Annotated in this window: 16 protein-coding genes; all 16 read left to right on the top strand. The window is 29.0% G+C overall.

The features are described 5' to 3' along the window. The first annotated feature begins 66 nt into the window (after positions 1-66). A complete protein-coding gene (locus tag LS81_RS07490; RefSeq protein WP_034344387.1) occupies positions 67-927 on the top strand; it encodes a hypothetical protein in 861 nt (286 codons plus the stop codon). Positions 928-1,120: 193 nt separating this feature from the next. Beyond that, positions 1,121-1,402, top strand: a complete 282-nt coding sequence (locus LS81_RS07495; RefSeq protein ID WP_034344385.1) for a hypothetical protein — start codon at positions 1,121-1,123, stop codon at positions 1,400-1,402. A gap of 115 nt (positions 1,403-1,517) precedes the next feature. Continuing rightward, positions 1,518-2,105 (top strand): alpha/beta fold hydrolase, encoded by a 588-nt coding sequence (locus LS81_RS07500; protein WP_052096407.1) that lies wholly within the window; start codon positions 1,518-1,520, stop codon positions 2,103-2,105. Positions 2,106-2,228: 123 nt separating this feature from the next. Beyond that, a complete protein-coding gene (locus LS81_RS07505) occupies positions 2,229-2,576 on the top strand; it encodes a hypothetical protein (protein WP_034344383.1) in 348 nt (115 codons plus the stop codon). A 48-nt stretch (positions 2,577-2,624) separates the two neighbouring features. Then, positions 2,625-2,837 carry a hypothetical protein gene (locus tag LS81_RS07510; RefSeq protein ID WP_034344381.1) on the top strand — a complete coding sequence of 71 codons (213 nt, stop codon included), beginning with the start codon at positions 2,625-2,627 and terminating at the stop codon, positions 2,835-2,837. A 289-nt stretch (positions 2,838-3,126) separates the two neighbouring features. Continuing rightward, positions 3,127-3,444 (top strand): hypothetical protein, encoded by a 318-nt coding sequence (locus LS81_RS07515; RefSeq protein WP_161976752.1) that lies wholly within the window; start codon positions 3,127-3,129, stop codon positions 3,442-3,444. Positions 3,445-3,466: 22 nt separating this feature from the next. After that, positions 3,467-3,604 carry a hypothetical protein gene (locus LS81_RS11300; RefSeq protein ID WP_158659414.1) on the top strand — a complete coding sequence of 46 codons (138 nt, stop codon included), beginning with the start codon at positions 3,467-3,469 and terminating at the stop codon, positions 3,602-3,604. 203 nt (positions 3,605-3,807) lie between these two features. Beyond that, positions 3,808-4,149, top strand: coding sequence for a hypothetical protein (locus tag LS81_RS12015; RefSeq protein ID WP_034344377.1), 342 nt, complete (start codon positions 3,808-3,810; stop codon positions 4,147-4,149). Between the two features lie 7 nt (positions 4,150-4,156). Further along, complete coding sequence (locus tag LS81_RS12360; protein ID WP_272898101.1) at positions 4,157-4,282, top strand: hypothetical protein; 126 nt, start codon at positions 4,157-4,159, stop codon at positions 4,280-4,282. Between the two features lie 54 nt (positions 4,283-4,336). Continuing rightward, positions 4,337-5,275, top strand: coding sequence for a hypothetical protein (locus LS81_RS12020; protein WP_237022211.1), 939 nt, complete (start codon positions 4,337-4,339; stop codon positions 5,273-5,275). A gap of 231 nt (positions 5,276-5,506) precedes the next feature. Continuing rightward, positions 5,507-5,758: a hypothetical protein gene (locus LS81_RS11515; RefSeq protein WP_034346842.1), complete on the top strand. Its 252-nt coding sequence runs from the start codon at positions 5,507-5,509 to the stop codon at positions 5,756-5,758. Further along, positions 5,755-6,228 (top strand): hypothetical protein, encoded by a 474-nt coding sequence (locus LS81_RS07530; RefSeq protein WP_034346841.1) that lies wholly within the window; start codon positions 5,755-5,757, stop codon positions 6,226-6,228. The genes LS81_RS11515 and LS81_RS07530 overlap by 4 nt, the downstream gene beginning before the upstream one ends. 13 nt (positions 6,229-6,241) lie before the next feature. Then, complete coding sequence (locus LS81_RS12025) at positions 6,242-6,781, top strand: hypothetical protein (protein ID WP_034346840.1); 540 nt, start codon at positions 6,242-6,244, stop codon at positions 6,779-6,781. Between the two features lies 1 nt (position 6,782). Continuing rightward, the gene (locus tag LS81_RS12030; RefSeq protein WP_034346839.1) at positions 6,783-7,337 is read left to right on the top strand and encodes a hypothetical protein; all 555 of its coding nucleotides are present in this window, start codon (positions 6,783-6,785) and stop codon (positions 7,335-7,337) included. A gap of 29 nt (positions 7,338-7,366) precedes the next feature. After that, on the top strand, positions 7,367-7,915 hold the full coding sequence (locus LS81_RS07545) for a hypothetical protein (protein ID WP_034346838.1): 549 nt from the start codon (positions 7,367-7,369) through the stop codon (positions 7,913-7,915). Then, positions 7,899-8,456 (top strand): hypothetical protein, encoded by a 558-nt coding sequence (locus LS81_RS07550; RefSeq protein ID WP_052096575.1) that lies wholly within the window; start codon positions 7,899-7,901, stop codon positions 8,454-8,456. The genes LS81_RS07545 and LS81_RS07550 overlap by 17 nt, the downstream gene beginning before the upstream one ends. Positions 8,457-8,652: the final 196 nt, after the last annotated feature.

Consider the following 8,652-nt stretch of genomic DNA (forward strand, 5'->3'; position numbering starts at 1 on the left):
AATGGGTTCGTTTGTAGTGTAGCTTTTAGCTTTGAGTTTGGAAGCAAAGAGCAGATTTGTAAAAGCATGTGTGATAGAAAAGTAAAAGAGGCGTTAGAATCTCAATCATTCAAGCAAGATTCTAAAAATACAAATAATCTGGCAGATATTGAGATTGTAGATATTCCAAATAAAAATGCAAGAAAAGCCTTTGAAGATTCACTTTTTACAAAGAGTGAAGATTCTAAAACTTTCAAAACCAACAATCAAGCAATATGTGAAGCAAAGATATTTCAGACACTCAAAGGTGTAAAGGGAATCTACTTTGATGATAGCGTGATTAAGGCAAATTCTAATGGTGTGATTGATGATATTAAAGGCTCAAAATATGATTTAGTATCGCTTGGATTTAGAGATACTAAGCAAGAAGATCTATCGCTTTATGCTACTTTGTCAAGTGATTATGAATTTTCACCAAGCTATGATTATGGAAAAACAATATCAAATTTTGGGTTTGGGATAGGAAAATATACAGACATGAGCTATCAAACCTTGCAAAAATTTTATACCAATAATCTTAGCAAACACCCTATATCGCAACAAACCAAACTTGATATCTCAAAGTTTCCTAAAAATAAATATTATCGTGTAGGTTCTGTGGATTATTATAGAGATAGTGATGGGTATTCCAAATATGATAAATTTGGCACTTGTAAAGATAAGAAATTATACAATGATTATTGTATCTTCATCTATGATATTCCTAAAAAAGAAGTAAGTAAAATATCATTTTTTGCTATAACATACTATCCAATAAAAAGCCAAATTATAAAAAAAATCCCATATTCTCCTAATCTACTTGCCGCACAAGAAGAAACAGGTATAAAATTTGTAGGCACTTATACTCTTAGAATGATAGAAAATAAACCATTATGGATTACGCATTAATAGTGATATATCTTTTGTTGCCCTCACAAGATTCTATGCACTCAAATATGATGATAATTTGCAACCAAAAGAGATAATTTTACTTGCGGAAAAACCATTGTATCAAGGGGTAGAGTGCAATAGTTCATCTCCATTTATTTCATATATATTTTTGGATACTGATATTTTAGGAAATTAAACCCAAGGATAAATAATGCTCAATAACAAATATAATCCAAAGCTTGATAAAACAAAAGTAGCTAAACACGACAAGATAAGGGATTGTAGAAAATATGCGGAAGTAGCACAAGCAAGTTATTGTCTCAAACTTAAAACTAATTTGGGCAGTATAGAAAATGATGAGGATTTTATCAATGCTCTTAGCGATAAAGGATATTCGCAACACTTTAGTAAAGAACAAGCAAAAAGTTTTGCACAAGAATATCAAGTAATGGCACATTATGAAATGCCTAAAAAGAATAGTGGATTGAAATAAATTGCATCAAATATTGCAAATTTTATCAATGATGATGGTTTTAATGCGATTTTATTTTTAGATAAAAATACTAAGGACTATATTCTTGCTTTCAGAGGCACGGAAGGCTCATTTGATGGAATTCGCCATTAGAGATTTTTATACCAATTTTCTCCTTGCTACAAATGAAATACCAAATCAATACTTTACTTTAATAGGCTTTTTTGAGAACACAATAAAAAATATTATAGGAGATAATAAAATCGTTGTTACAGGACATTCGCTAGGAGGATTTTTCGCTCAAAGCTTTACACTTGCTTATCCAGATAGGATAAAAGAAGTTTATACTTATAATTCACCGGGATTATTACCAGATGATAGGAAATATATTGCAGAAGGAACAAAGATAGCCATTGGTGTAACAAACAAATTATACAAAGCGGTAAAAGATATCAAAAATGGAAATCTAAAATCAGCAATAACTAGTTCTAGTGAAGCAGTTGATACAACCTTATCTTATAGTCTTTTTAGTGATAGGTATGATTATAGGGCTTTTATTGTAACAAATGAATTAAAATCATTAAAATTTATTGATGGTTTATTTGATAAAAATCAGAATATTTTGCCTTACCATGTGACAAATGCTATTCTTGAAAGCTATAATTTTGGAAGTTCTTGTTTATTTTTTGGATATGGTGTGTATGTATGCCTACATTGTTTTTGACACATAATAGCTCAAGATATGATATTCATAATCTAACAGCATATAGCAAAAAGTTGTATTCTGTCATGTAGTATATGGATTTTTTGAAGAGTTGCTTAACTCTCATAGCTATTGGGATAATTTATGGAATCTTTTGGTGTTATACTTGGTTTTATTATATTTATTGTTGCAATTTTACTTATTTTATGGATACTTGATCAAGTCTATGACTTCTCATCAGTGCTTCGGGATGAAAATTTAAGCTCTTGGCAAAAAATATTAGTCATAATTATCGCTATTCCACTTTATGTTATTGTAAATAATATTACTCTTGGTGGGTTGTCGGTAATTTTATGTATATTTGCATTGATTTTATTTGTTATAGCAAAAATATCTTACAAGACTTATATAAAAGTCCTAAATAAATGCACTGGTGTTATATTTGTTGCAGGTTTTTTACTCATCATAAAAATAATAGGTGCTATTTTGTAATTTTTGGTTGTAGATAGATTCTATAATTTTAACACAAGGAGTTTTTATATGGAATCTTTAATGCAAATACTTTTTATACCTGCTTTGTTATTGGTAGCTGTGGCAGTATTTTTTATCATTAAATGGTTGTATTATGACTTGACAATTGGACAATGGCTGGATTTATGGAAAGAGAAAAAAGGTAAAAAAATAAGCCTTAAGGTAATGGTTTTTCTCATTATTTTAGGTATTTTTATAAACTTTATTTTACCAAGATTGTAAAGATATATTGTGGAAGATTTTGGTGTTATGTTTGGTTTTATTGCATTTATTGTTGCGATCTTACTTGTTTTATGGATACTCAAATATGGATTCTTAGTAGTTGGCTTGATGGATTAAAATTCAAAGAGTTTAAGGAATAAAATTGAATTAGAAAAACTATCATGTTTTGGATTATATTTATGATAGTATTCAATTTTGTATCAAAATACTATTTTAGCACAAGGATAAAATAACTATGGAATCTTTAATGCAAATACTTTTGATACCCATATTCTTGCTTCTATGCTTTGTGACATTTTGGCTATTACGATTTTGGGTAGGATTATTTGTCCCTGATGATAAAAATATGAGTGTCTTAAAAAAGATTGCTTATACGATATTTGGAATCTTGTTTTTTATCCTATCTCCGCCCATAACTTTTACAAATATTACGATACTGCTTTGTAGTTGTGTTATTGTCATGTTGATAATGAAGTATATTGCTCCTATGCTATATACCAAAACTATTCTTTTTACTAAAAAGCATAGCAATGATGTATTTGTGCTGCTTGTTTGTTTATTGCTTTTTGCCCTAATAGCTTGCTTACTGAATGGCAAGATACAATAAACCATAAATTTGGGAGTAAGTTATGGAATCTCTAATGTCAATACTTTTGATACCCATATTTCTCTTGATTGTTGTCATTATTTTCTGGATTCTTAAAATATGGGTTATCGATGGTTGGTTTGGTGGATTAAAATTCAAAGAGTTTAAGGAACAAAATTGAATTAGAAAAACTATCATGTTTTGGATTCTATTTATGATAGTATTCAATTTTATATCAAAAACACTATTTTAACGCAAGGGCAAAATTATGGAATCTCTAATGTCAATACTTTTTATCCCTGCTTTGTTATTGGTAGCTGTGGCAGTATTTTTTATCATTAAATGGTTGTATTTTAATTGATGTTGCAAAATAAAGGAGAGTGTGTGAAAAATTTTCTATATGAATTAGCATATATTCACAATGAAGATTTAGATTGTGTCGCTGATAGTATTATTTGTTTAAAAGAAAAGCATAACAACATAAACATCATAAGGCTTCAAGATTCCGACATAGATTCCCTCACAAAAGACTCTCCCTTGTATTTACTTAGAGCCCTATATGCTTGTAAGCCTTTTGCTATTTATGATGAAGATAAACAAAGTTTTATCACACAAGAAAATGCTAGTAAGATACTAGGCTATAAATCTGACTTTGCAAACATTTTTATATATGGCAAAGATTCTCTAAGCACTACATATCTACAAGCTAGAAAAGCTTTTATATAAATCCATAATGCAATTAAAAGATGAAAGATTAGGGGAATATCAAAAAGAGCGGAATAGAATCTCACAATTAAGTTATAAGGAATATTTGCAAGAGCAAAGAGAGAAAGAAAGAACATTAAGAGAGAAACAATGATAAGAGAGAATACAAACAGGATTACACACAAATTGTTTCAACAAACAAGATTTTGTGATCTTAGAATCTAATGATAAAAATATCACAATCATATTTTTAGATAAGCTAGATTCTCATTTAGATTCTGCTAATTCACAAAATAATCAAAATGCTTACCAACAATACAATAAGAATCCTAACCTTAAATCTAGTAACACTTCACATATTTCAATGAGTAACCTTATCCATATCCACAATGAAAGAATAGATATTTTTACAAAAGATAATACAACGCTAGATATACAAGAGTTAGAATCTCTCCTTGCAAACTACAAACAAAGATATATAGAATCTAATAACACAGAATCTAGCAATCAAGAATCCCATATTGATTATAATCAAGAATCTAAACTTACTTTAGATTCTCTGCATTCTAGCAACACACAAATATTTTTATATTCTCAATTATTATTAGGCTCTAAAGAATCCTCTGACAATCCGTTATTCTTTGGAGAATTAGACAAAGAGGGAGTGTTTGTAGAATCTAAACCCATCTATCACTTAATCGGTGAAATAGATTCTAACTCTATAGAATCTACAAGTAACAATAAAGATTCTAACAATTCCCTAAGCACCCTCCAAGTATTTTTAGGTAGCAATACCCTAACCCTCCTTAATTATTCTCTTATTGATTCTAGTCTTAACATCAAGTTAGAATATAACTCTAAAGAATCTAAAGCAATACTAGAAAAAGAACAAATACAAAGAGAGCAGATACAAAGAGATTCTAACTCTATAGATTCTCTAACAAGCACTGCAATGCTTCATCCAATACTAGAAGATAATGAACTTAAATGTCCTCATAATGGAGTAGTAAAACTAAAGAGTAATAAAGGTAAGCCTTTTAAATCTAAAGGTATTCCTATGATTTTAGAATCTGATTTATTATGTATAGTTTTTAGGAGTATTAAACTCTTTAAATACATCTGCAAAACTAAGCCTTTGAAGATATAGCTTACAATAATGCGTATTAAAGTGTAGGCCATTAAGATAAACAAGCTAAATTATTACTCCATGCAATTAGAAAAGAAAACCTAGAATATAAGATATAAAAAAATGCTAACCTATTTTTTTCTTAAATACAACACACTAAAGAATCAAAAAACCCAATGTAATGTTGTAGTGTTACTTATAGATATGTAGACAATTATAGAATCAGTTTACTTGATTTAAATTACTTTAAGCATGAATAAGCACCTACAAATACAAGGCTGCACTAACCCATTGCCAAGTGGAGGACCTTGCACTATGGTAGCTACTATACTCCCAAATGCAAGAGGGTTAAAAAAGTTTAATGATGATTATCCTATTATGCAAGATTTAGTCTCTAGTGGTGTAATGAGTGATAAAGGATTTCCTATTATTAAAGCAAGATTTAAGAAATTTAGTGGGTTTGTGATAGAATTTAAGATTAATCTTTTAAGGAATGTGGTATGAATGAAAATAATATCAAAACAAGGTTTCTCAAAATGTGGAGAATAGTTTTATCAGTGTTTGGTATCTTGTTTATGGCTTGTGTATTTAGTGGGTGCTCGTTTAAGTATTTTGACCCGCAGTATTATGAGTTTAAGAGGCTGTGCAAAGAGGCTAAAAATGTAATCTATGATGAAGAATTGTATAGAATCTATAAGGCAAGATATAATAAAGAAAGATATTATGATGAGAAAACACAAAAGGAATATTTAATGAGTGATTTTACAATCGCAGAGACCTACTCTAAAGACATTACAAAAAGACTTAAAGATAGAGAAGCAACTTGGTATTATCATGACAGGCCGTTTTATAAAGAAAAATATTATTGGTATAATTACAAAGGACTATTTTTACAAGGCGATGAGGCTGCTGGTTGGCATTGGGAAACACAACAGAGATTATTATGTGAAAATAATGAAATTTTAAAACGATAACCGAGGGAACAATGTGAATAAAAATATTCAAACTCATAATGCTAAAATTGATTTAGTTGAAAAGTTTTTAGAATATGCAAATTGTGCTGATGCGAGTTATGCTTCTTTACAATATGCCTTATATTTTATCTTTGGAATCTTAATTGTTTTGTTGCTTAGTGGTTGTTCTTTAATTTCTTTTAAATCTATTGACCCGCAGTATTATGAGTTTAAGAGGCTGTGCAAAGAGGCTAAAAATGTAATCTATGATGAGGAATTGTATAGAATCTATAAGGCAAGATACAATAGAGAAAGATACTATGATGAAAAAACGCAAAAGGAGTATTTGCAACAAGATTTCAAAACAAGAAGCACTAAAGCAGTGCATATTAGTAAAGATTTAAGTCGGTTTGATAATTACCTGTATTACAAGGAAAAATTAATTTATTTTTATGAAGACTATTGGTATGAGTATAAGGGACTATTTTTACAAGGAGATGAGGGTATGGGTTGGCACTGGGAAACCGATAGAGCCTTATATTGTAAAGATCACATTATAGAGATAAGGAGATAGTATGTCTAAGAATATTAGAACGCACGAAGCAGATTATAAACTAACTCAAAAATTCTTAGATTATGCAAATTGTGCTGATGCGAGTTATGCTTCTTTAAAATATGCCTTATATTTAATCTTTGGAATCTTAATTGTTTTATTGCTTAGTGGTTGTTCTTTAATCTCTTTTAAATACATTGACCCGCAGTATTATAAGTTTAAGAGGTTGTGTAAAGAGGTTGAAAAAGACAATACAATATATGATGATAATCTCTACAATCTTTTTTTAAAGGCAAAGCAAAAAATATCATTTTACAATGGTAGAAAATTTTATGATGAAACCACAAAACAAGAATTTCTCGTTGATAATTTTGATATTAAATTTGATTCTCAAGAAATTTCTAATCGTTTAAGTAAAACAATATACAAACTTCTCTATAATGAAAAAGAGTTTTATAGATATTCAGCATATAATTACCACTATTCTGGATTATTTCTAAAAGGTGATGAGGGTGCTGGTTGGTATATAGATTTTGATAATGAAATCTTACAATGCAAACCAAAAATTTCTTATTGAATCTAAGAAATAAAGAAGGATTAGATAGTATGAAAAAGAATATACAAACACACGAAGCAGATTATAAACTAACTCAAAAATTCTTAGAATATGCCAATTGTGCGGATGCGAGTTATACTTCTTTAAAATATGCCTTATATTTAATCTTTGGAATCTTCGTGATTGCATTGTTGAATGGTTGTTCTTTTAAATCCATTGACCCGCAATATTATGAGTTTAAGAGGTTGTGCAAGAAAGCTGAAGATGAAGTAACTATTTATAATGAGGACTATTGGGAAATTATAGAAAAGCATAGCGATATTGAAACCAATGATAGAGGCTGTTTTTATAGTCAAAAACTAAAACAAGAGATTTGTTTTGGTAATTTTAATTATAAAAGTTGCACAGAGTATGAAAGAGGTAGCTTAAGCAAACTTTCAATAAAAAGGTATTACAACAATATACATTATGCAACCCAAATAGGATATAACTATAAATACTTTGAATTATACTTAAAAGGCGATGAAGGTGCAGGTTGGCATTGGAAAACGAGCAACATATTAATATGCGAGGATTTAAAAAATGAAAAAAGACATTAGAACACACGAAGCAGATTATAAACTAACTCAAAAATTCTTAGATTATGCAAATTGTGCTTATGCAAGTTATGCTTTTTTAAAATATGTTTTATATTCTATTCTTGGAATCTTAGTGATTGTATCATTTAATGGTTGCTCTTTTTCTTTTAAATCCATTGACCCGCAGTATTATAAATTTAAGAGGTTGTGTAAAAATGTAGATTCTGAAGTAACGATTTATAATCAGGATTATTTTGATATTATCAAAAATCGAAAAGATATAAAAACAAATGATAAAGGTTGTTTTTATAGTGAAAAATTGGAACAAGAAATTTGTTTTGGTGGTTTTGCCTATTCAAAATCCAATAGAGTAGTCATTGAATACAATAAATTTGGCTTAAAGAAAAGCATACAAAAAAGGTATTATAACGATATACATTATTTGGATTATACCCTATATGTTTATACTTACTATGGTTTATTTTTAAGAGGTGATGAGGGCAGAGGGTGGCATTGGGAAACAGAAGATTCTTTAGAGTGCAGTATTATGGACAACTATTAAACAAGGAGTTAAAAAAAATGAGCAAAAACATACAAACTCATAATGCAAAAATAGATTTAGTTAAAAAGTTTTTAGATTATGCGAATTGTGCTGATGCGAGTTATGCTTCTTTAAAATATGCCTTATATTTAATCTTTGGAATCTTAATTGTTTTATTGCTTAGTGGTTGTTCTTTAATCTCTTTTAAATACATTGA

Origin of the sequence: Helicobacter trogontum, from assembly GCF_000765905.2 — a bacterium.
GTDB classification, from domain to species: Bacteria; Campylobacterota; Campylobacteria; order Campylobacterales; family Helicobacteraceae; genus Helicobacter_A; species Helicobacter_A trogontum.